Origin of the sequence: Streptomyces sp. NPDC005811, from assembly GCF_040630405.1 — a bacterium.
GTDB lineage: Bacteria > Actinomycetota > Actinomycetes > Streptomycetales > Streptomycetaceae > Streptomyces.
On record NZ_JBEXXK010000004.1, the window covers coordinates 134,671 to 157,430 of the forward strand.

The window sequence follows — 22,760 nt, forward strand, 5'->3', positions numbered from 1 at the left end:
ACGATTCGTAGCTTGGGCGCCTCATATTCACATCCGTGAAGAAAGTTCACGGATGTGAACGGAGGTGCCCATGGGGCTTCGCCGACGAAGCCGCCGCCCGGACGCGGCGCGCGCCGCCGTCGGCCTGCTGTTCGGAGCGGCGGCCTGCGGCTCCGGAGCCGGCGGGGCCGGCGGTGACGACCCGACCACGCTGGAGGTCCGGACCCGCATCGTCGGTCCGAAGGACGGCATCGGCGACCTGGAGTGGATGCACCGCATCGTCCGCGCGGTCCGGTCCGTCACCTCGAAGGACTTCCAGTTCGCCGAGCGCGACCGGGCGCTCGTCGGCCGGCTCCTCGACGAGTTCTACGGCCCCCTCGTCGCCCTCCGCGACGAGGTCCCGGGCTACGCCGTGTCGCTGGTCGGGGCCGGGGTGACGATCCGCGGCCTGGACGTGGGCGGCGTACGGGCACCCCTGCTGGACCCCGCCCCCGAGCGCGTCGCCCGCCCGGCGAATGTCATCGACCGAGGACGGGCGGCGGTGGCCGCATGAGCACCCGGATCCGCGAACTGATCGCCACCCCCATCGCCTTCTCCGACCCGCCGCTGCTCAACTCCAACGGCGTCCACGAACCCCTCGCCCTGCGGGTGATCCTCCAACTCGTCCTGGAGGACGGCACGGTGGGCCTCGGCGAGTCACCGGGCGGCGCGGCCCGCACGGAGCGTCTGGAGACCGCCGCCCGCACGGTCGTCGGCATGGACGTCTTCGACGCCACCGCCGTCTGCGCCGCGATCGACGCCGCCCTGCTGCCGACCGTGCCCAGCTCCCACGAACGCGGCTGGACCACCTCCGCCGTCGAGGTCGCCTGCCTGGACGCGCAGGGCAAGCTGCTCGGCCGCCCGGTCAGCGATCTGCTCGGCGGGCGGGTCCGCGACACCGTGCCCTTCGCGGCGTACCTCTTCTACAAGTGGGCCGAGCACCCCGCCCTGGACGGCCGCCCCGCCATCGGCGACGACTGGCCCGAGGCCCTGGACCCGGCCGGGATCGTCGAGCAGGCCCGGCTGATGCAACAGCGCCACGGCTTCCGCTCGTTCAAGCTCAAGGGAGGCGTCTTCCCGCCCGACGAGGAGATCGCCGCGATCCGGGCCCTCGCGGAGGCCTTCCCCGGGCAGCCCCTGCGCCTGGACCCCAACACCGCCTGGACGGTGGAGACCTCACGGTACGTGGCGCGGGAACTGGACGGCGTCCTGGAGTACCTGGAGGACCCGACGGCCGGGATCCCCGGGATGGCGCAGGTCGCCCAGGACTCCCCGCTGCCCCTCGCCACCAACATGTGCGTGATCGCCTGGGAGCATCTGCGGCCCGCGATCGAGCACAACGCGGTCCAGGTGCTGCTCACCGATCACCACTACTGGGGCGGACTGCGCCGCACCCGTGAACTGGCCGCCGTCTGCGAGGCGTTCGGGATCGCGCTGTCCATGCACTCCAACTCGCACCTGGGCATCAGCCTCGCCGCGATGACCCATGTCGCCGCGGCGATTCCTCGGCTCGACCACTCCTGCGACACGCACTACCCGTGGAACCGCGCGGATGATGTCGTACTGCCGGGGGTTCTGGAGCTGAAGGACGGGGAGGTGCGGGTGCCCACCGGACCCGGGCTCGGGGTGGAACTCGACCATGACGCGCTGGAGCGGTTGCATCGGCGGTGGGTCGCATCGGGGGTGCGGAGCCGGGACGACACGGGTTATATGCGGCGGATCCATCCTGAGTACGAGCTGCGGCTGCCGCGGTGGTGAGTGTGTCGGGTGCGGCGCCGTGGGGGCCGGCCGCGCAGTTCCCCGCGCCCCTTCCGGGGCGCTGTCGTGCCCGGCCTGCATAGACTGCGCGGCATGGACGACAACGCGCTCGACCGGCTCGGAGCGGGCAAGTACCTGCTGATCACGAGCTACCGGAAGAACGGCACCGGGGTCGCCACCCCGGTGTGGGTGGTGCGGGACGGGGACACCCTCGGGGCCTGGTCGGCCGCCGACGCCTGGAAGGTGAAGCGGATCCGGGCCCGCGGTGACGTCCTCGTCGGCCCCTGCGACGTACGCGGCAATCCCACCGGCGCACCGGTCCCGGCCAGCGCCGAGATCTGCGACGCGCGGACCACCGCCCACTACCGCACCCTGCTCGCCCGCAAGTACGGCATCCTCGGGCGGCTGACGCTCCTGGGCAGCCGGCTGCGGCGCGGGCTGGACGGCACGGTGGGGATCCGCATCACGCTGTGAGCACGGAGAGGGGGGCGTGGACCGCACGGTCCACGCCCCCCTCTCCGTATGCCGTTCCGCTCTTCGTGCTAGGGCGCGTCCACGACCGTGCCCGTCAGCGCCTGCTGGCCGGGAAGCGGGGCGCCGTTCTCGTCGGTCAGCGTCAGCCGCATCGACTCGGCGGGCTCGGCCACCTGGTCCTTCACCGTGGGCACGGTGAAGTCGACGGTGGTCGCCCCGGCCGGGATGTTCATCCACGCCCACACGTCCGCCTGGGACAGCGGGCGCTCCGGGTCGGCCGGGCCGTCGGCGTGGTCCGCCAGCCACTGCGGATCCACGTCCTTGGTGGACAGCTCGGTGCCCTCGGTCACCGGCACCACCCGCACCGGCGTCCAGATGTCCACGGCGGCCGCCTCGGACAGGGAGATCCGCCAGCTCAGCGACTCGCCCTCGGTCACCCGGTCGGCGACCGGCGCGAGCGACGCCGTCGGCGCCGGGTCGTCGTTGCGTGCGATGACGCCGCCCAGGTACGAGCCGACGACGGCACCGCGGACCGCCTTGGCGACGAGGTCGTACTGCTTGTCGTAGCCGTAGAGGGTGTCGCCCTTCACCACGACCGGCACATCGACGGGCGTCGACCCGGGCCGGACCGTGACCAGCTTGTCCGTGGTGCGGCCCGTGTCCGGGTCCAGGACGGTGAAGCGGACCTTGCCGGTGCCGTGCCCGGAGACCGCGACCGGGACGTGGTAGGTGCGGGTGCCCGAGTTGCCCTCGTCGACCGAGAGCCGGCCGATGTCGACGCGCGGCAGCCGGGCCGCCGTGACCGCCGGGGTGCCGGGGGCCCAGCCCCAGGCGTCCATCAGCCAGGCCTTCCCGGAGCGTGAACGCGGGGTCAGTTCCAGCGACTTGACGTGCTTGAGGTCGAACCCGGCGCGGGTGGCCGCGGTCAGCGGCACCCGCACCTCGCGCGCCCAGTAGGAGGCGGTCCGCTCGGTGCCGGGCAGCCCGTCGACCTTGACCTGGCCGAGCCCGGCGCGGTGACCGGCGGAGTCGGTGAGCGACACGTCCAGCTTGGTGCCGGTGGTGTTCGGCGGTACGAAGACGCGCAGCGTCAGGTTCTTCGCGCCGGACAGGGAGAGCGGCCTGGCGGGGGTGACCTTCACCGCCCTGCCGGGCGCCGACCACTTCAGCGCGACCGCGCTGCGGCCGGCCTCCTTCTCCAGGGCCCAGGTGGCGAAGTGCGGGGAGGAGCCGTGGGCGTCCGGGCCCAGGCAGGCCTTGGCCGGGGCCGGGTCGACCGCCGCGCACAGCCTGCCGCCGGACACCTTCACCCCGGTGTCCGGCAGGAACGCGCCGGTACGGCGGGCGCCGACGGCGTGGGTCAGGACGCGGGCCGGGTCGGCCGAGGGGGCGCGCCGGCCGGTGCCGTCGAGCAGCGGGCGCACCCGGTCGTCGCCGGCCACGAACAGCCGGGCGGCCGCGGCGATGTAGGTCGCGCCGGCCCGGTGCTGCTGGTCGGCGGTCAGCCGGGTGCGGGTGCCCGTGGAGCACACCGGGTCGCGGTCCGTGCTCTCCGGGTCGTCCCAGAAGTCGTCGTTCGCGGGCGCCTGGGCCTTGCCCGGGGTCCACTCCGTGTTGAAGAAGTTGTGGTTCGCGCCGACCACGTACACGGCGCTGTGCAGGGCGGCGCCCTTGCTGACGCCGCGCGTGCCGTCGGCGTACACCTCGCCCTGGAGGTCGGAGACGTCGCCGTCGCAGCCGGGCAGGATCGTCGTGGAGGGGACGTCGGGGACCGGGTTCTGGCCGAAGACGGTCGGGCCGATGAGCACGGTCCCGCGGATCTTCCAGCGGACCGGGCCCCGGTAGCCGTCCTGTGCGGCGGGCGCCGGGTAGAGGCTGTCCATCGCGGCCCGGTCGACGCCCTCGCCGCCGCGCGAGTGGCCGACGAGCAGTACGCGGTCCAGGTCGGCCTTCGTGTTCCGTACGGCCGCCGGTGCGTCGCCGGGGTGGGCGGCCCAGCCGGCCCACTTCGCGAGGTGCTGCCGCACCAGCGAGGAACGGGCCTGGGCGCCGCCGTCCTCGGCCGCCCAGTCCTGGGCGTTGATGCCGTTCGCCGAGATCGACACCGTCACATAGCCCTGCGAGGCCAGCAGCTTCTGGTCCTGGAGATAGCCCTGGTAGCTCGGGATCGCCTTCAGCCCGGTGGGGCAGGGCCAGTCGCCGGTCACACCGTCGTCACCGGCGCCCGGCTTGTAGCAGGTGGCGTGGCGGCCGTGCAGGAACAGGGCGAGCGGCCGCTTGCCGGTGGCGCCCTTCGGCGCGACCACCACGGCCTGCATCTCGACCGGCTGGGCGAAGCCGGGCAGCTTCACCGGGGCGAGGTCGTACTCACCGGTGACCGTGCGGTACGCGCCGGGCCTGCCGGGGTCCACGGAGTTGGCCGGGAGCGCGGCCGGTGGCCGCGGGGCGGTCAGGGCGTTCTTCGCCGGTGCGCCGGAGTCCGCGGCGGCCTCGTCCAGCCGGCGTCCGGCAGCGAGGACCTGGAGATCCGTCAGCGACGCGGCCCGGTCGAGGGGGAGCCGGAAGGTACGGCCGTCCTCGGCCGCCTTCGGCACGCCGAGCAGCCGGCCGCCCGCGTGGAACTCCACCCGGGCGTCCCCCATGGGCACGGTCCGCTCCGAGCGCCACACCAGCTGACGGGCCGCGCCCTCGCCGGTGACGCGCCATCCCCGTGGCAGTCCGCCGTCGGAAGCGGCCGACGCCGATGGACCGGACGGCTGCTGGGCCTGGGCCAGCCCGGGTGTTCCCGCCAGGGCCGCGAGCACGGCCACGGCGGTGACACCTATGCGCCGGGCATGCAACAAGGGTCCCTCCTCACACTTCGCGCGTGGGTGCCCCGTCCGTACCGGGAGCACCTCACGCCTCGAAGGAGGCGATCGGGGACCTGTGGGTTGCCTGTGACGGTCGAACCGGCCCGCGAATGACCGGAATTGAGTCCTCGCGACTGCTCGTCAATTAAGGAACGATCGTTCTTGACTGGTCGTTCCTTAAATGGCTACCGTGGTGGTCATGGGAAGGCCGAGAGCATTCGACGAGGACGAAGCGGTGCGTGCCGCCGTGGGCCTGTTCGGTGGGCGGGCGTATGACGGTGTGTCCGTCGACGACCTCGTCACCCACCTCGGCGTGCACCGCAACAGCCTGTACAAGGTGTTCGGCAGCAAGCGCGGCCTCTACCTGGCCGCCCTGCGCCGCCACCTCGCCGACGACGTCCGCCCGTTGCTCGACGCCCTCGCCGGCGCATCGGATGCCGCGGAGGCGCTGCGGCTCGTCACGTCGGCCGACCTCGGTCTGCTGCTGCTCGCGGCGATCGAACGCTCACCTGCCGACGAGGAGGTGGCCTCCGAGGTGACGGCCGCGTTGGCCGCCGTCGACCGGGCGATCGCCGACGCCCTCGGCGTTCCCGCCGACCTGGCCACCGCCCTCACCGCCGCCGCGCTGGGCATCCTCCTGCGCGGCAACCCCGACAACGCCGCCAGGGCGCTGGCCCGGCACCTCGACCCACTCCCCTGAAAGGGAAACCGGCATGGCACTGATCCGTATCGACGGCGACGACCTCGTCGTCGTGATCGAGGATCTCGACAGGCTCTGGTCCTTCAAGGGCGGCCTGACCGTCCCGCTGGCCCACGTCCGTGGCGCGACCGCCGACCCCGGTATCACCGCCGACCCCAAGGGAATCCGCGCGCCGGGCTCCCATGTGCCCGGTGTGATCACCGCCGGCACCTTCCACCAGGACGGTGAAAAGGTCTTCTGGGACGTGAGGGACGCGTCGAAGGCCGTCGTGGTCGAACTCGCCGACGAGACGTACGCACGCCTCGTGCTCCAGGTCGACGACCCCCGCGCGACGGTCACCCTGGTCGAGAACGCCCTTGCCCGGAGGTAGACCGGTGTCCCGGCCCGTGCTCGACGGTCGGGGCGTCAGTGGTGCCAGCCCCGGTACGGCTCGTCGAGCAGCTGGAACACCGGCTCGCCGCGTACCGGGTCCTTCACCGTGGAGAGCCGGACGCGGTCGCCGCTGTGGATGCCGATGAGGGGGCCCATGACCCGGCCGCGCACGACGAACCCCTCGGCCATCTCGACCAGCGACACATTGCGCGCGGAGGGCGTGTTGCGGTGGACGACGGTGGCGTGGCGGACCGTCCCGGCGCCGTCGCTGCGCTCCGTGCGCAGTTCGCTGCCCTGGCACACCGGACAGAGCAGCCGGTGGTACATGGCGGTGCCGCACCAGGCGCAGCGCTGGAAGAGGATCGCCTCGCCGTCGGCCTTCGCGCGGTCGAGCAGCCCCGCGGAGGAGCCGGCTGCCCGCTGAACGGCGCTTCCTGAGTAGTGGTACACGCTGGTCAACTCCCTGCCCTGGGCCGGAATCCCCCGTGCGCGGCTCACCCGTGCACGGACGTGCCCGGTCACCGTGCCACCGTGCACGCGCTCAGCGTATGGCACTCAGTGCCAGAGGTAAAGGTACTGCGTACCCCGAATGTTCAGTCCCGGGCGAGTGTCGTCTCGATCTCCTGGACCACCCGCCACAGCGGAGCCCCGCGCCGGGAGACCACGACGACCACGTCCTCGGGATGCTCCTCGACGGCCGGCGCCGGCGCCGGCCCGGGCGCGGGTGCCGCGCCGAACGCGGACTGCACATAGCCCAGCGCATGGTCCACGGTGGCGGTCGCGTCGCCCTCGCCGTCCGAACGCAGCCAGGACCGCAGGGCGTTGTTGTGCGCGGCGACCACGGCCGAGGCGATCACATCGGCCCGCAGGCTGCCGTCGGCCCCGTCGGCGAAGCGGCCCCGCAGATACGCGGCGAGGGCGCGTTCGTAGCGCCACACCACCGACAGCTCGTACGCGCGCAGCCCCGGCACCTTCTTGGTGAGCCGGTAGCGCTGCACCGAGAAGGAGGGGTTCTCCGCGTACATCCGCAGGACCAGCCGGGCGCCGTCGCACACGCGCCGCACCGGCTCCGCGTCCGGCTCGCTCGCGGCGAGGAAGGCGGTCATGTCGGCCAGGCACCGCTCGTGGTCGGGGAAGACCACGTCCTCCTTGGAGGGGAAGTAGCGGAAGAACGAGCGCCGGCCGACGCCCGCGAGGGCCACGATGTCGTCGACGGTGGTCTGCTCGTAGCCCCGCTCCAGGAACAGCCGGAACGCCGCCGCCACCAGGGCGTCCCGCATGGGCGGCTTGGCCTCCGCCTTCTCCGTCGCGCTCATGGACGGGAACGTAACATCCGGGACCCTCCGATGGCACTCAGTTCCCTCCGGCCTCGCCGAACAGGGAACCGAGTACCTGGCACGGAGTGCCGGGAAGGGCGGGGCTCAGAGCCGCTCGGCCGCCTCGACGACATTCGTCAGCAGCATCGCCCGGGTCATCGGGCCGACGCCGCCGATCGGCGGGGCGAAGGAGCCGGCGACATCGCCGACATCGGGGTGGACGTCACCGAGGACGCCCTCGACCGTACGGGTCAGGCCCACGGACAGCACGGTCGCGCCCGGCTTGATCCAGTCCGGCCGCACCAGATGGGCCACGCCGGCGGCGGCCACCACCACATCCGCCTCCCGGGCGTGCGCCGCGGTGTCCTGCGTCGCCTCGTGGCACAGGGTCACGGTGGCGTGCTCGGTGGCGCGGGTCAGCATCAGGCCCAGCGGGCGGCCGACCGTCACCCCGCAGCCGATGACGCAGAACTGCTGCCCGGTGATCTCCACGTGGTTGCGGCGCAGCAGATCGATGATGCCGCGCGGGGTGCACGGCAGCGGCCCGGGAATGCCCAGCACCAGCCGGCCCAGGTTGGTCGGGTGGAGTCCGTCGGCGTCCTTGACCGGGTCGATCAGCTCCAGCACGGCATGGGTGTCGATGTGCGCGGGCAGCGGGAGCTGCACGATGAAACCGGTGCACACCGGGTCGGCGTTCAGCCGCAGCACCGCGGCCTCGACATCGGCCTGGGAGGCGTCGGCGGGCAGCTCCACCCGGATCGAGGCGATGCCGACCTGCGCGCAGTCCCGGTGCTTGCCGCCCACGTAGGAGCGGCTGCCCGCGTCGTCGCCGACGAGGATCGTGCCCAGCCCGGGGGTGATGCCGCGCTCCTTCAGCGCCTCGACGCGCAGGGCGAGTTCGTTCTTGATGTCGGCCGCGGCGGCCTTGCCGTCGAGAAGAGTTGCGGTGGTCACGGAGTGGACGAGCCCTTCGGGAGAGAAACGACGGTCCTGTCATCGTACGACCCCCGCGTCACCCTCCCCGCAGGAGCACCCACCACCCCGGCGTAACCTTTCCGCACCGCCGCCCAGCCCGAGGAGCCGTCCGTGCCGCCCGCCCGCCCCCGTCTCCTCTACGTCACCGACCTGGCCTACCCGGCCCGCGGCCGGCGCTACGGCGACGAGGACGTCCTGCTCACCTCCCGGCTGCGCGCCGACTTCGACCTCGCCCTGTGCCACCCCCTGGACGCGGCGGCCCTGATGGACGGCTTCGACGCGGTGGTCGTCCGCAACAGCGGGCCCGTCCTCGGCTACCAGGACGCCTACGACGCCTTCCGCGAGCGCGCCCTTCGGGACGGCGTCCGCGTCTACAACCCGCTCACCGGGCGCGCCGACATGGCCGGCAAGCAGTACCTCCTGGACCTCGGCGCCCAGGGGTACCCGGTGATCCCCACGGCCGACCGCGCCGAGGACCTGCACCGCCTCCCCGAGGCCGAGCGGTACGTCGTCAAGCCCAAGCTGGGCGCGGACTCGCTGGGCCTCAGGATCGTCACCGCGGACGACCTGCCCGCCCTGGCCGACGGCGCAGTCCTCGTCCAGCCGTGCGTCGACTTCGCCTACGAGGTCTCCTTCTACTTCGTCGACCACGACTTCCAGTACGCCCTGTACGCCCCGGACCCCGGCCGCCGCTGGGAGCTCCGGCCGTACGAACCCACCCCCGCCGACCTGGAGTTCGCCGGCCGTTTCATCGACTGGAACACCCTGGCGTACGGCATCCAGCGCGTCGACGCCTGCCGCGCCCCCGGCGGCGAGCTGCTCCTCGTCGAACTGGAGGACCTCAACCCCTATCTCTCCCTGGACGTCCTCGACGACGCCGGACGGGACGCGTTCGTCGCCGCGACCACGCGTTCCCTGCACCGCTTCCTGACCGGCTGAACCCGTCCGCCCGTCCGCCCGTATCTCTCCCCGGGGACACGGAACGGAGGGAGACCAGGGTGCCGACACCGGCCGAACCGGGACAACCGCAGGAGCGCAAGGTCGTGGAGCCCATCCGGGTTCTCAGGCCCCGCAACACCGACGCCCTGGCGGACCTGTTCCGCGAGATGACCGAACTGACCAAGGAACCCGTCTCCTACGAGTCGATCCCGATGCAGGGGCTGCCGGGCGGGACCGACGAGCCGGCGACGGAGCAACTCCCTCCGGTGGAGCACTGGACCGAGACCGTCCCCGCGCCCGACGCCGACGGCCACGGCCCCGCGGGACCGGCGACGGAACCGGTCGTGGGCCAGGACTGGGCGGCCGAACAGCACCCGGCCGAGCCCGCCGCGGCTCCGGCGGGGTGGGGTGAGCACGTCCACGCCGACGTCCACGAGTCCGCCGCCGGGGACACCGTGCCCCGGCCGGGGTGGGGTGAACACGTCCAGGACCATGGCACGGTCCACGAGTCCGCCGCCGCGCAGGACACGGTGCCCCAGCCGGGATGGGGTGAGCACACGGCCGGCGGGGCGTCGGCGAAGCCTGGCGAGCGGCCGTCGTACGGATCCCGCCCCGGCCGTCCGGCCGGCCGCCCCCACGGGCCCCCTCCCGGGCGCACCGGCGCCGGACCCGGCAGGGCGGGCGGTCACGGGACCCTGCCCGGTGCCCCCGGCCGGCGCGCGGGCGGCGCGTACCCGGCGGCGACGGCGTCGCGCGGCGCGCGGAGGCGTGACAACGAGGGGTCGGGCAACGGCCTGCGCCGGGCCGCCATCACGATCGGTGTGTGCGCCGCGGCGCTCGTCGGCTTCGCCGGTGCCCTCCTGGTGCCGGGCCGTGGCGGCGAGGCGGCGGCGGAGACCGTCCAGCCGCAGCCGAGCGCGACCCAGCCGGACACCTCCTCGCCGTCGGCCGACCCCGACGGGGCCGGCACGCTGCGGGAGGGCGACAGCGGCCCCGAGGTGACCGACCTCCAGCAGCGGCTGCTGAAGATCCCCGACGTGTACCGGGACGGGGCCACCGACGGCCGGTACAACGCCACCCTCACCGAGGCCGTGGCCCGCTTCCAGCTCTGGTACGGCATCCGCGGCGACGAGGACGGCGTGTACGGCGACGACACCCGCCAGGCACTGGAGTCACGAACCGGCGGCTGAGGCCGACGGGTTGACCCGAACCGCGTCAGCATCGCGGCCGGACGACCGGACGGCTGCGGCGGGTCAGTCCTCCGTGTCCAGCGGCACCTGGATGTCCACCACGCACACGTCGTCCCGGCCCTCCGGCTCCGGCAGGGAGCCGAGCAGGCGCTCCAGGGGTACGGGGCCGCCCGGGTGGGGGGCCGACGCGGCGCGGGCGAGTCGTTCCAGGCCCCGGTCGATGCTCTCCCCGGGTCGTTCCACCAGGCCGTCGGTGTACAGCACCAGCCGGTCGCCCGGGGCGAGCCGGCACTCGGCCTCCGCGTAGCGCGGGGTGTCGCGGGCGCCGAGCAGCATGCCGTGCGGCCGTTCCAGGTAGCGGGCCTCGCCGGAGCGCAGCAGCAGCGGCGGGGGATGCCCGGCCTGGGCCCACGCCAGCCGTCGCCCGTCCGGGTGGTAGCGGGCCAGCACCAGGGTGGCCGTGCCGTGCGGGTCCCGGGAGTGCAGCAGCAGCGCGTTGAGGCGGGCGAGCGCGCCGGTCAGCGAGGAGCCGGTGATGATCATGCCCTTGGCGGTGAATCGCAGCAGCGCCATCGAGGCGACGGCGTCAAGGCCGTGTCCGGTGACGTCACCCACCACGAACAGGGCGTCGCCGTCCGGCAGTTCGATGGCGCTGAACCAGTCGCCGCCCACGTTGAGCCCCGACTGGGCGGGCAGGTAGGCGATGTCGACGCGCAGCCCGGCCAGCCGCACGGGCTGCCGCGGCAGCGGCAGCAGCGCGTCCTGGAGCCGGGCCGCGACCGTGCGCTCGGCCGTCAGCACGCCCTGCTGGGTGAGCATCGCGCGTTCGCTGGCGAGCAGGGCGAGTTCGGCGCTGCGCTGGGCGCTGACGTCCTGGAGGAAACCGTGCGCCTCCACGGGGGTGCCGTCGGCGTCCGTCACCGCCTCGGCGACCAGCCGCAGATGGCGGACGCCGTCCCGGGCGGCGACCCGGAACGGCACGTCGCACGGCCGCCCCTCGCGGACCAGCTCGCCGACGGCACGGGCCGGCGCGGGCACGTCCTCGGGCAGGGCGAAGCCGGGCAACCGGGTGAGCGGGACGGGCCCGTGCGCCGGGTCGCGGTCGAGGAGGGCGTAGACCTGGGCGGACCAGTTGCCCTCGCCGGTGGCCAGGTTCCAGGTGGCCCAGCCGAGCCGGCCCAGCCGCTGCACGTCCGCCAGCCGCTGCTCCTGGCGGTCCGAGGGGTCGTGCCGCACCCAGCTGACGACCAGTCCGTCGCCCAGCCGTGCCACCCGCGCCGCGTAGGTGGCCAGCTCGCTGACCCCGGCGACGCTCTGCTGCCGGGCGAACGGCTCGCTCTCGTACGGCTCCTCGCCCGCCAGCGCCTTCAGGCACCCCTGCCACAGCGGCTCGTCCACGGCCGTGGGCCAGCACTCCAGGAAGCGCAGGCCCAGCAGGTCGCGGCCGGCGCGGCCGACGGCGTCGGAGGTCCCGGCGGCGACGGCCTCGATCCGGAAGTCCTCGACGGCGCCCGAGGGTCCGCGCACCGGGGCGAGCAGCACCGCGGCGACCGGCAGCCGGTCGAACACCGTCTGCACGGCGTCCGCGGCGGCGCCGACGGCGGGCTCCCGCCGCACCCCGAACGTGTGCAGCGGTCCCGCGCACAGCCGGGCGACGGACAGCAGGTGCGCGCGTTCGGCGGCCGGGAACGGACCCGTGCGGTGGCGCAGCACGCCGAGCGCGACCTCGGCCGGCTTCCCGGGGCCCACCGGCAGCCAGGCGCGTGAGCCCCACTGCCGGGCCGGGTCCCCGATCAGCAGATACCGCTCGTGGTCCGCCGCCGGGTCCTCCAGCCAGCGGGCCTCGTCGGCGTTCAGGGCGTCCAGCGCGGCGATCCCGGCCAGCGGCGGCACCCGGCCCCACTGAAGGGCGAGCGTGTCGTCGATCCCCGCGTGCCCGACCAGTTCCAGGCCGCCGGAGGGCAGCCGGGCGTAGAGCATGACGGCGTCGGCGGCGAGGTCGGCGGCGAGCCGGTCGAGCAGACAGCGGGCCAGGTCCTGCGGGGTGCCGACCCGCACGAGGGCGCGGGCGAGCCGGGCCAGGGCCGGGGAGCCGGGCTCGTCGGGGGCGGGGGGCGGTTCCTCCTCGGCGGTGGTGCCGGCTGCGGCGGGGCGGGGTTCGGCGGCGGGCGGGGCCAGCGAGCCGAGGGTGAGCCAGCACTCCTCCAGCAGGGTCCGCCGGGCGGCCTTCGCCCGTCGCTGGAGTTCCTCCTGGGCCGCGTCGGGGGAGCAGCCGAGCCGCGCCATGACCGCGCCCTTGGCCCGCTCCCGTACGGCCGCGGTGGCGGCCAGCTCCTGGAGGCGGTCCATCTCCGCGCGCTGACGTGCCACGACCCGGGTCAGGGCGGCCATGTCGGGCGCCTCGCCGGACCCCGGGGGCAGCGCGGATTCGCTCGTCACGCATCGAGCATGGCACAGGTGTGCGGCGGCGATCAGGGCCTTGCGCCGATGCCGGGGGACGCTGCGGCGAGCGCGACGCTCAGCGGCCCGCGTGGGACTCGATCAGGGCCTGGGTCACACAGCGGACGCTGCGGGCGATGTGCTGGAGCTGCAGGAGTTCGGCGGCGTACAGCTTGATGGTGTGCTCGATGACCGACTCGGGCATGCCCAGCCGGGGCAGGTCGGCGCGCGCGGTCTGCAGGGCGGTGCGGGCGACCCGGATCTCCTGCTGGACCTGGATCTGGGCATGACGGCCGAGCAGCACCGGCTGACGCAGCATGAGCGGGTAGCTCGCGTACCGGGCGGGCACCAGTTCCCGCAGCCACTTCGCGGCCGAGCGCTCCCAGTCGTAGCTGCCGGGGGTCTTGACCTGGCACGGCCAGTCCGGGCTGATGCGCTGCGTCGTCGTCAGTGTCATGTCATCGCTTCCGGGTGTGCGGCGTCGGGACGGGTGGTCCGACGGGTGTGGGGCGGCCCCGGTCCAGGGGATGACCGGGGCCGCCACGGGCGCTCGCGCGAGCGGCGCCCCGAGCACCCTGGGCGCCGACGTGGGTAGGGACGACGGCTTCGGGTGCCCGTACAGGAGCCCTGAGCGGGCGGGTGCGGCCGTGAGCAGTATTTATATATACCGACGGGTTTGCAAGGAGTATGAAAACATTCATGTGCGATGTGCCCGCAATGATCCCTGTGCCCTTTTACGGAGGAGGGGGGTGGCCGGAGACGACTGGGGGCGGCCGCTTCACTCGCGCAGGAAGAACTGATGCTGCTCGGCGATCTGCTCGTACTCCTCCAGCCGCGCCTGGGTGCGCTCCGGGCCCGCGTCGGTCATGGCCTGGAGCAGCGCGGCGGCCATCACCCCGGGGGCGGCGTAGGAGTCGAACACCAGCCGGGAGCCGGTGCCGCTGGCGAAGGTGACGTCGGCCTCGTCGGCGACCGGGCCGAGGGCCAGATCGGTGATCAGCGCGACCTTCAGCCCGGCGCTGCGCGCGACCCGTACCGCCGTCAGCGTCTCCTGCGCGTGCCGGGGCATCGAGAACGCCAGCACCCACGTCCCGCCCGCCTCCCGGGACTGCAGCAGCGCGTCGTAGGCGACGCTGCCGCCCCGGGTCACCAGCCGGACGTCGGGATGGACCCGGCGCGCGGCGTAGGCGAAGTACTCGGCGAGCGAGGCCGAGATCCGCAGGCCCAGGATGGTCAGCGGCGTCGACTGCGACAGCGCCCGTCCGATCTCGATCACCCGGTCCGGGTCGGACAGGTCCCGCCGCAGGTTCTCCAGGTTCTCGATCTCCGCGTCGACCGCGGCCTGGAGCTCGTTGCTGCGGTTCGCCTCGTCCGGGGCGGGCCCGCCGGCCAGGGTGCCTAGCGCGATCGACTGGAGCCGCTCGCGCAGCGCCGGGTAGCCGCTGAAGCCGACCGCCGCGGCGAACCGGGTCACCGAGGGCTGGCTGACCCCCACCCGGTCGGCGAGGTCGGTGATCGACAGGAACGCCGCCTCGGTGATGTGCTCGATCAGATACTGGGCGATGCGCCGTTGTCCGGGTGACAGATGAGGCCCGTCGAAGAGGGCCCGGAGCCGGGAGGTCGGGGACACCTCCGCTTCGGGATCCGTCTTGCCCGAGGTGATCGCTGATGCCTGTGCGCGTGCCTGTTGCGGCGATGGCACCGGTGCGCCTCCTTTGTCTCCCACGCAGCTCAACATAGCTCACGGAGCGTGCGGGACAGCGTGCCCGAGGCCCCGCCCGTCGCACACCCCGCGGGCCGTCACCGCTGGTAAATCGTGATCGAGTGACCGACCTCGTCCACCTCGTGGCTGGACCGGATCAGCCGGGCGAGCGGACCCTTGGCCCGGGCCGCCGCCGAGTCCGACACGGCCATCACCCCGTGCACCTTGCGCAGCGGGGCGTGCCGGGGGTCGGACGCGTGGATGCCGTAGAACGAGGGCACACCGCTGCCCTTGTAGACGAGCCAGACCCGTTCGCCCGCGTACCGTCCGTGCAGCCGGTCCGCGAGCCGGCCGAGGTCCTGGCCCCAGTCCACGTTGGAGTCGTGCAGCCGCAGATGCGTCTTCGCGGGCCCGCCGAACGCCTCGTTGGAGTACGGCAGGTAGTAGGGGAACGTCCGCAGCGAGCTGACGGCGACGAACGCCACCAGCGTCCAGGTCGCCACCCGCCGCCACCGCCACCGCACCGCCAGGACGCAGCCGCCGGCCACCGCCAGGAACATCGGCAGGAACACCGCGTACCGGGTGCCGAAGTTGCGCGACCCGGTCATCGCCGAGGCGAGCAGGACCGCCGCGGGGACCAGGACGTACGGCGCCGCGGGCCGCAGCCGCCGTACCGCCACCAGGGCGGCCGCGCCCGCCGCCCACAGCGCGAGCATGCCGAGCGGGGTCTTCACCACCAGCGCGACCGGCAGGTAGTACCAGCGCGACCCGGAGTACGCGTGCCCGAACAGGAACCCCGCCCAGGTCTGGTTCTCCAGCCCGAACTGCATCCGCATGCCGTCCCGGTACGCCTCCGGCAGGGGCAGCAGCCGCACCAGCAGCCCGCGCAGCCCGTGCACCACGGGGACATGGGTCTGCCGGGGATCCCAGCGCAGCCGGGGGTCCACCACGAGATAGGTCAGCCAGACGACGGTCACCGCGGTCACCGCCACCACGGCCGCCGCGGCCACGGCCCGGCGTACCCGCCGCGGCCCCACCGACCAGACCGCCAGGGCCATGTACACCGGTACGGCGGGCAGCGCGCTCATCTTCGTGGCGAGGGCGGCACCGAGCGCGGCCCCGGCGAGCGGCAGGTACCGCCGGGCCCGTCCGGTGCGGCGGGCCCGCCACAGCAGCCAGGCCGAGGTCAGCAGGAAACCGGCCGCCGGGACGTCCAGCGTCGCCAGCGAGCCGTGCGCGATCACATCGGGGGAGAAGGCGTACAGGGCGAGCGCGGCCAGGGCGGGGACGGGCCCGGCGAGATCACGGGCGAAGGCGAACACCACGAGCCCGAACAGCAGCGTCAGGACGATCACGGGCAGGCGCGCCCACAACATCAGCCGCCAGGGGTCGTTGCCCGACGCGTAGAGCAGGTGCCGGCCCGCGTCGGTCTGGTCGCCGGAGAAGTGCGGGTCCACGTGCGGGTCGGCGAGCGCCACACCGGCCGCCACGACCAGCTTGCCCAGGGGCGGGTGCTCCGCGTTGTACCGGATCCGGTGCTCGTGCAGATAGTCGGCGGCGGTGGCCACATAGACCGGCTCGTCGATGGTCGGCGTCTGCTGCACGGCCGTCGTCACCATCGCCGCGGCCATCTGGGCGAGGAGGAGGCCCACGAGCAGCGGCACGAGCCAGGGTCTGCCGCGTACCGGGGAGGAGGGGCGCGGGCGTACCGCCGCCGTACCGGTGACCGGTCGCGGGACCGTGTCCGTCCGCTGGATGTGCTTCATCGTGTGCCCCGCGGTGTCACCCGCGGGGCTTCGGCGGGAGCGGTCCGCGGTGGCCACAGGGCCACTCTGCACCAGCTCCCGCCGTCAGGGGCGTTACCGCTTCAGGAGTCGTACCGACAGACCGTCCGCCGTGTACACAGGTACGGCGCGCAGCGTGGCGGAGTTCAGCTCCACCTTGTCGAACTGGCCGCGCAGCGCGCAGGTGTCGATCACCGGGACGACGTCCCCGGAGCGGGCGGGCTGCTTGTCGTCCAGGCGCAGCGACAGCACCGAGCCCTGGCCGAGGGTCACCCGGCCCGACACGGTGAGCGCGGCGCCGTGGCCGTGGCGCAGCTCCAGCTCCAGCTCCAGCGTCGCGCCCTTCGCCTGCGTCCAGGTGCCGCGCACCCGCACGGGCTGCCCGGCGCGGAGCGTGCCGCCGGTGAGCCGGACGTCGCCCTGGCCCAGCGCGTTGGCGTGGCCGGCGACGAGGGTGCCCTCCTCCACGACCGTGCCGCCGTGGTAGCGGTTGTGGCCGGTCAGGGTGAGCGTGCCGGAGCCCCGCTTGGTCAGCGAGCCGTCGCCCTCGATGGCGTTGCGCCAGGCGTCGGCCGCGTGGAAGCCGCCCTTCGCCGCGTCCAGGGTGACCGTCACGGCGGAGTCGAGGGAGCCGTAGCCGTCGGCGGCGGCGAACAGGTTCAGCCGGCCCCACTGCTCGAAGCCGTCCAGCAGCACGTACCCCGAGGGCAGCGCGGTGGTGCGCAGCACCTCGCGGCGCTGCTCGGCGGTCAGGTACGGCTGGCGGGTCTCCAGCAGCACCTCGGCGCCCTTGGGCACGGTCAGCGGCTCCTTGCGGCCCTGGCGCTCCAGGATGTACGTCAGCCGCGGCTCGGCGGCCCGCCGGTTGGCGTCCCGGTCGGCGTACGGGTCGGCGGCGTCCGCGTGCGCGTAGGCGAACAGCGTGTCGGCCGTCGTCCCGGTCTGCGCGGTGAAGTAGGCGAGCGCCTGGGCGCGGGCGGCGGCCTTCAGGTCGGCGTTGGCCGGGTCGGCGAGGGTCGCCGCGGCGAGCGCGGTGGCCATGATGCGGCCGCCCATGACGTCGACCGTGGAGTGCATGCCGGACATGATCCGGGTGTGGCTGAGCTCCAGGGCGCGGGTCACCAGCTCCTGGAACCGCTCGGGCACGGCGTACGCGAACGCCAGGGCCGCCAGGTGGAAGGCGTTGGTGTGGCCGCTCGGGAAGCCGCCGTCGTCGGTCGGCGAGGTGCCGCGCTGGCGCAGCAGCTGGGGGACGACGATCACCTTCGAGTCGTAGACCGGGTAGCCGAGCGCGTCGGTCTTCCCGGTGTCGACGACCTCGCTGTTCTCGTTCATGCGCCACGGCCGCGGGTACTGGAAGGCGTACTTGCCCGGGTTGCCGGAGGCGTACGGGCCGCGCACGGTGTCGACGAGCTTGGCGACCTGGCCGAGGTCGGAGGTGTACGAACCGGCGCCCAGCGCGGAACCGGCGGGCGCGCCGGCGGGCACCGCGTCGCTGACCGTGGTCGCGGGCGTGGTGTCCGGGGCGCTGGTGATCGAGGTGACGGCCTTGGCGCCGGCCTTGTACAGGTCGGCCAGGGTGCCCAGGCCCGCGATCATCGCGTAGCTCTGGTGCTGGCGGTCGTAGACGAACGCCTCCTTGCCCTGCGCCTCGGTGCGCGCGCCGGTGAGCGCGGCGCAGTAGCCCATGTTGGCGCGCAGGATCTCGGGCCGCAGCGGGGTGCCGGTGTTCCAGGCCGAGCCGGTCTTCCACACCTGGGCGAAGCCGCCGAGGACCCGCACCACGGCGTTGGTCTCGGGCGTGAGGTTCGTCAGGACGTTCGTCTTGTAGTCGTCGACGAACGGGAGCGGGCTCGTGGCGGCCTTGGCGTCGGCGGCGCCGAGCCAGGAGACCAGCGTCGGCGCGGCGACCAGGGCCGCGGAGCCGCCGAAGGAGACCTTCAGAAAGCGCCTTCTGTTCACGGCCGAGGGTGCGTTGAGCCCGGCGGGTGACGGCATGGGTGTGCCTCTCTTGAGTTCTTCGGCCAGGGGGCCAGAGGGAAGAGATGTGATCACGTGCGGCTCGTGGGCCTGGTGACGACTCCTGAGCCGGATGACGCGTACGAGCGAAGATCTACGGCCGGGCTGTGTCGCTTCCGCGAGGGCCCGGCGACCGGTACATGTCCTGCGGGTGAACGTGAGAGCGGTTTCTCACAGGAGCACGGTTTCTCACAGGAGCGCCCGCGCCAGCGCCACCGCGCCCAGGACCGGCGGCCCGGTCAGCGGCCGGGCGCGCGCGCCCGGCACGGCGGCCCGCAGCGCGGCGGTGAACGCCTCGAAGAGCGCGGGCTGGTGCAGGATCGTGCCGCCCGCCACCACCACGTCGTCGACCGGGACCCCGCGCGCGGCGAGCCGGGCGACGAGCGCGGCGAGCGCCCCGCCCCCCTCGGCGATCACGCCGCGGGCGAGCGCGGAGCCGGCGTCGGCGGCCGCGAAGACCACGGGGGAGTGCCGGCCCCAGTCGGCGGAGGCGCTCTGGGCGCCCTCCAGCGCGGCGCCGAGCGCGGGCACCTCGGGCACGCCGAACGCGGCGACGAGTCCGGTCGCGAGCGCGTCCGGCTCCTCACCGCGGTCATGGGCGGCCCATACGGCCCGGGCCGCCTCGCGGACCAGTCCGGCGGCGCCGCCCTCGTCGCCGAGGACCGCGCCCCAGCCGCCCACCTGGACGGGGGTGCCGTCGGGCAGCAGGCCCACCGCGACCGAACCGGTGCCGGCCACCAGGCCGGCCCCCTTGTCCAGTCCCGCGGCGGGCACGAGAAGCTCGGCGTCGCCCACGATGTGCGCGGGGACGCCGAGAAGTTCCTGAACGGCGGCGCGGATCTGCGCGCACTGCCGGGGGGTCTCGCAGGCATGCGCCCCCACGGCGAGCGCGGCGGGGCGCGCGCCCGGAGGCAGCGACTCGTGGACGAGCCGGGCCAGCCAGCGGGCGGCGGCCGCGATGTCGTGCGGCCGCCAGCCGCTGCTGGGGACGACCCGGTCGGCCACGACGTCATCACCCGCCATCGCGCGGAGATGCGTCTTGGTACCGCCCACGTCGACACCGACCGCGAGGGGGCACGAAGGGGGAGAGTCCTGCACGGATCCTCTTTCGTCGTTGCATCGAGCTGCGACGGTGGGCGAACCGTGACCTGCGGAATTGCTGTTTCTGGTGAACTAGGGAAGCCCCGGGACGGGCTTCTGGTGAGCACGGCAGGCGAGTACCGTGAAGTTCGTTAGGAAGTTAACTAACGAAGTACAGTGCGTCAAGAGAAGTCGCGCACTCGACCTCGGCGGACCCTCCCGGGCCGTCACGGGGCGGGAACGCGCGCCGTCGTCGCATCCTTTCGCCGCAGTCCGCCGAACCGATCGGCCGGGTGCGCGGCCCGGTACCCGTGTGGGGGAAACTGTGGAACACGACGTGGCGGAAGCCCCCCGCCTGACCGAGAGCGCCAGCGCGGTCTTCGCCGTGCTGGCCCAGGCGAGCAGGGCCACCCGGCCGCAGCTCGCCAGCCTGGCGGGGCTCTCCAAGCCGACGGTCTCCTCCGCCGTGGCGGAACTGGAGGGCGCCCGGCTCGCCGCGCACTCCGGCACCGCCTCCAGCGGCACCGGCCGCTCCGCCGCCGTTTACCGCCTCGGCCCCGTCGCCGGCGCCGTCCTGGCCGTCGACCTCGGCCCGGCGCACACCCGGGTCAGGGGCTGCGCCCTGGACGGCACCCTGCTCGCCGAGGCCACCGCCCCCCGCAAGGACGCCGCGCACGCCGTACGGGAGGCGCTCTCCGCACTGCCCGCGGGCGCCCCGCTGCGCTCGATCGTGGTCGCCGTCGGTGACGTCACCGCACGGGACCTCCAGGGCAGCGGGATGCGCCCGGCCACCGCCAAGGCGGGCCCGGTCTTCGACGCGATGGCCGTGGCGCTGCCGCCGGGCGTCCCCGTGCACCTGGAGAACAACGTCAACTGCGCCGCGCTCGCCGAGCTGCACGAGGGCGCCGCCCGCGGCCGGCACACCTTCGGCTATCTGCGGATCGGCGTCGGTATCGGTCTCGGCATCGTCGTCGGCGGCCAGGTGCTGCGCGGCTCGAACGGCGCCGCCGGTGAGCTCGCCCGGCTGCCCTATCCCTGGGACGACGGCCGTGAGCCGCGCCGGGAGGCCCTGGAGGAGTACATCGGGGCCCGCTCGCTGCTGCGCCGCGCCAAGGAGGCCTGGGCGGACCGGGACGGGCCCTGCCCGCGCACCACGGACCGGCTCTTCGCCCTCGCGGGGGAGGGCCGGGCCACGGCCCGTGCCCTCGTCGACCGCCATGCCGCCGACGTGGGGCGGCTCGCGGCCGCCGTGACCGCCGTCCTCGACCCCGGGCTGATCGTGCTGGGCGGCAGCACCGGCGCGGACCCGCAGGTGCTGCCCGGCGTACGGGCGGAGCTGGCCCGGCTGAGCTGGCCGACCGAAGTGGTCAGCAGCACGGTCGGCGATTTCGGCACGGTCGTGGGCGCCGCCCGGCTCGCGGTCAGCCGAGGAGTCCAAACCGTGACCGAGGCCGCGGGGGGGAAGGATTGACGGCCTCCGACTCGATCTGCCAATGTCCGGACAAGCGCTTTCTAAGTCGGCCGGGACGCCGACTCGGGTTGACCATCCCGCCCGTACGTGAAGTACGGCAGCCGCACGAGGGCGTGCTTGTGCGACGACGGCCTTCAGGGCCGGGGATCCCTCCCTCCAAGGCGACGCGGCCGGGCGAGGCCGCGATCCCGGAAAGCGAAATTTCCTGCAAAATGCACCCGTGCCGCATCGATCGGCGCCGTGCTCCGTCCCCTACGACGAAAAAGGGATCGAAGATGACCACTGTGGGTGTGCGGCGCTCCCGCCGACTCGGCCGCGGCGGCATAGGCCGCCTGGTTCCCCTCGCTGCCGTGGCCACGGCAGGTGCCCTGATGCTCACCGCCTGCGGAGGCGGCGGCGAGTCGGGCGGCAACGCCAAGTCGCTGACGTTCTGGATCTCCACGGTTCCGGGGCAGGACGCGGGCTGGAAGAAGCTCGTGGCGCAGTACAAGAAGGAAGAGGGCGTCAACGTCAAGCTCGTCAACATCCCGTACGACGGGTACCCGACGAAGCTGCACAACGCCGCCCAGGCGAACTCCCTGCCCGACGTGGCGGCGGTGCCGGCGCTGGACCCGATCTGGTCGAGCAAGCTGATCGACCTCAGCTCCATCGCCAACAACAAGACCAACAACATCAACGCCAACTTCCTGGCGAAGGACTCGTCCGGGAAGGTGCTGTCCATCCCCTCGGACGTCACCGCGTCCGGCCTGTACATCAACAAGTCGCTGTTCGAGAAGGCCGGCGTCGAGTTCCCGACCTCGCCCAGCAAGACCTGGACCTGGGACGAGTTCATCGCGGCGGCTAACAAGGTCCGCGAGAAGACCAAGGCCAAGTACTCCCTGACCTTCGACCAGTCGCCGTCCCGGCTGCGCGCCATGGTGTACGAGATGGGCGGCCAGTACGTCCACGCGGACTCCGCCGGCAAGTTCTCGGTGGACGCGGCGACCAAGAAGGCCGTGAACACCTTCGTCGGATGGAACGACGACAAGACCATGCCGAAGTCGGTGTGGACCAGCGGCGCCGACCCGTCGGCCATGTTCCAGAGCGGTGACGTCGTCGCCTACTGGTCCGGTGTGTGGCAGGTCGCCTCCTTCGCGGACAGCATCAAGAAGTTCGAGTGGGCGAGCGTCCCGACCCCCGCCCAGCCCGTCCAGGCCAGTGACGTCAACAGCGGCGGCATGATGGTGGGCTTCAACAACAACGCCGAGGGCGCCACCGCCGCGAAGAAGTTCATGTCCTGGCTGTACGAGCCGGCCCACTACAAGACCCTGTGCGAGACGTCCGGCTTCCTGCCGGTCGAGAGCGGTCTGAACCCGGAGTACCCCTTCACCTCCGAGGCGGCGCAGGCGGCGTTCAAGCTGTACAACGAGGAGATCCCGCTCTACGCCCCGATCTCCGGCTACTTCAACGGCGCGCAGACGAACTGGGTGCTGAAGGGCAAGAGCCTGACCGAGGACCCGACCAAGACGGAGCTCGGCAAGGCGATCAACGGCCAGCAGTCTGCGGAGAAGGCTCTGGAGAACATCGTGGCCGGCTACAACCAGCAGGTCGGCGGCGCATCGTAGGCCTCAGGGCCGGGCGGCGGGCCCTGACCCCGCCGCCCGGCCCTGGCCGCGGCATGATGCCGGGCTCGTG

At 73.5% G+C, this 22,760-nt stretch carries 17 protein-coding genes and 2 pseudogenes; 9 read left to right on the forward strand and 10 right to left on the reverse strand.

The window, feature by feature from the left end; translation table 11 throughout:
* Positions 1-208: 208 nt before the first annotated feature.
* The 3 genes and pseudogenes from ABZ490_RS05780 to ABZ490_RS05790 form a co-directional block, all read left to right on the forward strand.
* Positions 209-532 (forward strand): annotated as a pseudogene (locus ABZ490_RS05780) (5-dehydro-4-deoxyglucarate dehydratase); the annotation flags it as partial.
* Positions 529-1,776: a glucarate dehydratase family protein gene (locus ABZ490_RS05785; RefSeq protein WP_358984690.1), complete on the forward strand. Its 1,248-nt coding sequence runs from the start codon at positions 529-531 to the stop codon at positions 1,774-1,776. The pseudogene ABZ490_RS05780 and the gene ABZ490_RS05785, both read left to right, overlap by 4 nt.
* 93 nt (positions 1,777-1,869) lie before the next feature.
* A complete protein-coding gene (locus ABZ490_RS05790) occupies positions 1,870-2,250 on the forward strand; it encodes a PPOX class F420-dependent oxidoreductase (protein WP_358984692.1) in 381 nt (126 codons plus the stop codon).
* 68 nt (positions 2,251-2,318) lie between these two features.
* Here the strand turns inward: ABZ490_RS05790 and ABZ490_RS05795 are convergent, their stop codons facing one another.
* A complete protein-coding gene (locus tag ABZ490_RS05795; protein WP_358984694.1) occupies positions 2,319-5,093 on the reverse strand; it encodes a hypothetical protein in 2,775 nt (924 codons plus the stop codon).
* A 205-nt stretch (positions 5,094-5,298) separates the two neighbouring features.
* Here ABZ490_RS05795 and ABZ490_RS05800 point away from each other — a divergent pair, with 205 nt between their 5' ends.
* Positions 5,299-5,799: a helix-turn-helix domain-containing protein gene (locus tag ABZ490_RS05800; protein ID WP_358984698.1), complete on the forward strand. Its 501-nt coding sequence runs from the start codon at positions 5,299-5,301 to the stop codon at positions 5,797-5,799.
* A 13-nt stretch (positions 5,800-5,812) separates the two neighbouring features.
* A complete protein-coding gene (locus ABZ490_RS05805; RefSeq protein WP_358984701.1) occupies positions 5,813-6,169 on the forward strand; it encodes a hypothetical protein in 357 nt (118 codons plus the stop codon).
* A 35-nt stretch (positions 6,170-6,204) separates the two neighbouring features.
* On the opposite strand, the gene ABZ490_RS05810 is transcribed toward ABZ490_RS05805, so the two are convergent.
* The 3 genes from ABZ490_RS05810 to ABZ490_RS05820 all read right to left on the reverse strand — a co-directional run bounded on the left by ABZ490_RS05810 (position 6,205) and on the right by ABZ490_RS05820 (position 8,441).
* A complete protein-coding gene (locus ABZ490_RS05810; protein WP_358984704.1) occupies positions 6,205-6,621 on the reverse strand; it encodes a zinc ribbon domain-containing protein in 417 nt (138 codons plus the stop codon).
* 143 nt (positions 6,622-6,764) lie between these two features.
* Complete coding sequence (locus tag ABZ490_RS05815; RefSeq protein WP_358984707.1) at positions 6,765-7,487, reverse strand: TetR family transcriptional regulator; 723 nt, start codon at positions 7,485-7,487, stop codon at positions 6,765-6,767.
* A gap of 105 nt (positions 7,488-7,592) precedes the next feature.
* Positions 7,593-8,441, reverse strand: coding sequence for a bifunctional methylenetetrahydrofolate dehydrogenase/methenyltetrahydrofolate cyclohydrolase (locus ABZ490_RS05820; protein ID WP_358984710.1), 849 nt, complete (start codon positions 8,439-8,441; stop codon positions 7,593-7,595).
* Between the two features lie 132 nt (positions 8,442-8,573).
* On the opposite strand from ABZ490_RS05820, the gene ABZ490_RS05825 reads away from it, so the two are divergent.
* Together ABZ490_RS05825 and ABZ490_RS05830 are read left to right on the forward strand one after the other, a co-directional pair.
* Positions 8,574-9,401: a hypothetical protein gene (locus ABZ490_RS05825; RefSeq protein ID WP_358984713.1), complete on the forward strand. Its 828-nt coding sequence runs from the start codon at positions 8,574-8,576 to the stop codon at positions 9,399-9,401.
* 785 nt (positions 9,402-10,186) lie between these two features.
* Positions 10,187-10,591 (forward strand): annotated as a pseudogene (locus tag ABZ490_RS05830) (peptidoglycan-binding protein); the annotation flags it as partial.
* 63 nt (positions 10,592-10,654) lie between these two features.
* On the opposite strand, the gene ABZ490_RS05835 reads toward ABZ490_RS05830, so the two are convergent.
* The 6 genes from ABZ490_RS05835 to ABZ490_RS05860 all read right to left on the reverse strand — a co-directional run bounded on the left by ABZ490_RS05835 (position 10,655) and on the right by ABZ490_RS05860 (position 19,633).
* The gene (locus ABZ490_RS05835) at positions 10,655-12,982 is read right to left on the reverse strand and encodes a SpoIIE family protein phosphatase (RefSeq protein WP_358985097.1); all 2,328 of its coding nucleotides are present in this window, start codon (positions 12,980-12,982) and stop codon (positions 10,655-10,657) included.
* Between the two features lie 127 nt (positions 12,983-13,109).
* Complete coding sequence (locus tag ABZ490_RS05840) at positions 13,110-13,487, reverse strand: hypothetical protein (protein ID WP_358984716.1); 378 nt, start codon at positions 13,485-13,487, stop codon at positions 13,110-13,112.
* Positions 13,488-13,808: 321 nt separating this feature from the next.
* Entirely contained in the window at positions 13,809-14,732 is a 924-nt protein-coding gene (locus ABZ490_RS05845) for a MurR/RpiR family transcriptional regulator (RefSeq protein WP_358984719.1), read from the reverse strand.
* 98 nt (positions 14,733-14,830) lie between these two features.
* Positions 14,831-16,363 (reverse strand): phospholipid carrier-dependent glycosyltransferase, encoded by a 1,533-nt coding sequence (locus ABZ490_RS05850; RefSeq protein ID WP_358985100.1) that lies wholly within the window; start codon positions 16,361-16,363, stop codon positions 14,831-14,833.
* A 228-nt stretch (positions 16,364-16,591) separates the two neighbouring features.
* Complete coding sequence (locus ABZ490_RS05855) at positions 16,592-18,514, reverse strand: phosphatase PAP2 family protein (protein ID WP_358984722.1); 1,923 nt, start codon at positions 18,512-18,514, stop codon at positions 16,592-16,594.
* A 210-nt stretch (positions 18,515-18,724) separates the two neighbouring features.
* On the reverse strand, positions 18,725-19,633 hold the full coding sequence (locus ABZ490_RS05860; RefSeq protein ID WP_358984724.1) for a BadF/BadG/BcrA/BcrD ATPase family protein: 909 nt from the start codon (positions 19,631-19,633) through the stop codon (positions 18,725-18,727).
* 319 nt (positions 19,634-19,952) lie between these two features.
* Here ABZ490_RS05860 and ABZ490_RS05865 point away from each other — a divergent pair, with 319 nt between their 5' ends.
* Both ABZ490_RS05865 and ABZ490_RS05870 read left to right on the forward strand, forming a co-directional pair.
* Positions 19,953-21,086, forward strand: a complete 1,134-nt coding sequence (locus ABZ490_RS05865) for an ROK family protein (protein ID WP_358984726.1) — start codon at positions 19,953-19,955, stop codon at positions 21,084-21,086.
* A gap of 275 nt (positions 21,087-21,361) precedes the next feature.
* Entirely contained in the window at positions 21,362-22,690 is a 1,329-nt protein-coding gene (locus ABZ490_RS05870) for an extracellular solute-binding protein (protein WP_358984729.1), read from the forward strand.
* Positions 22,691-22,760: the final 70 nt, after the last annotated feature.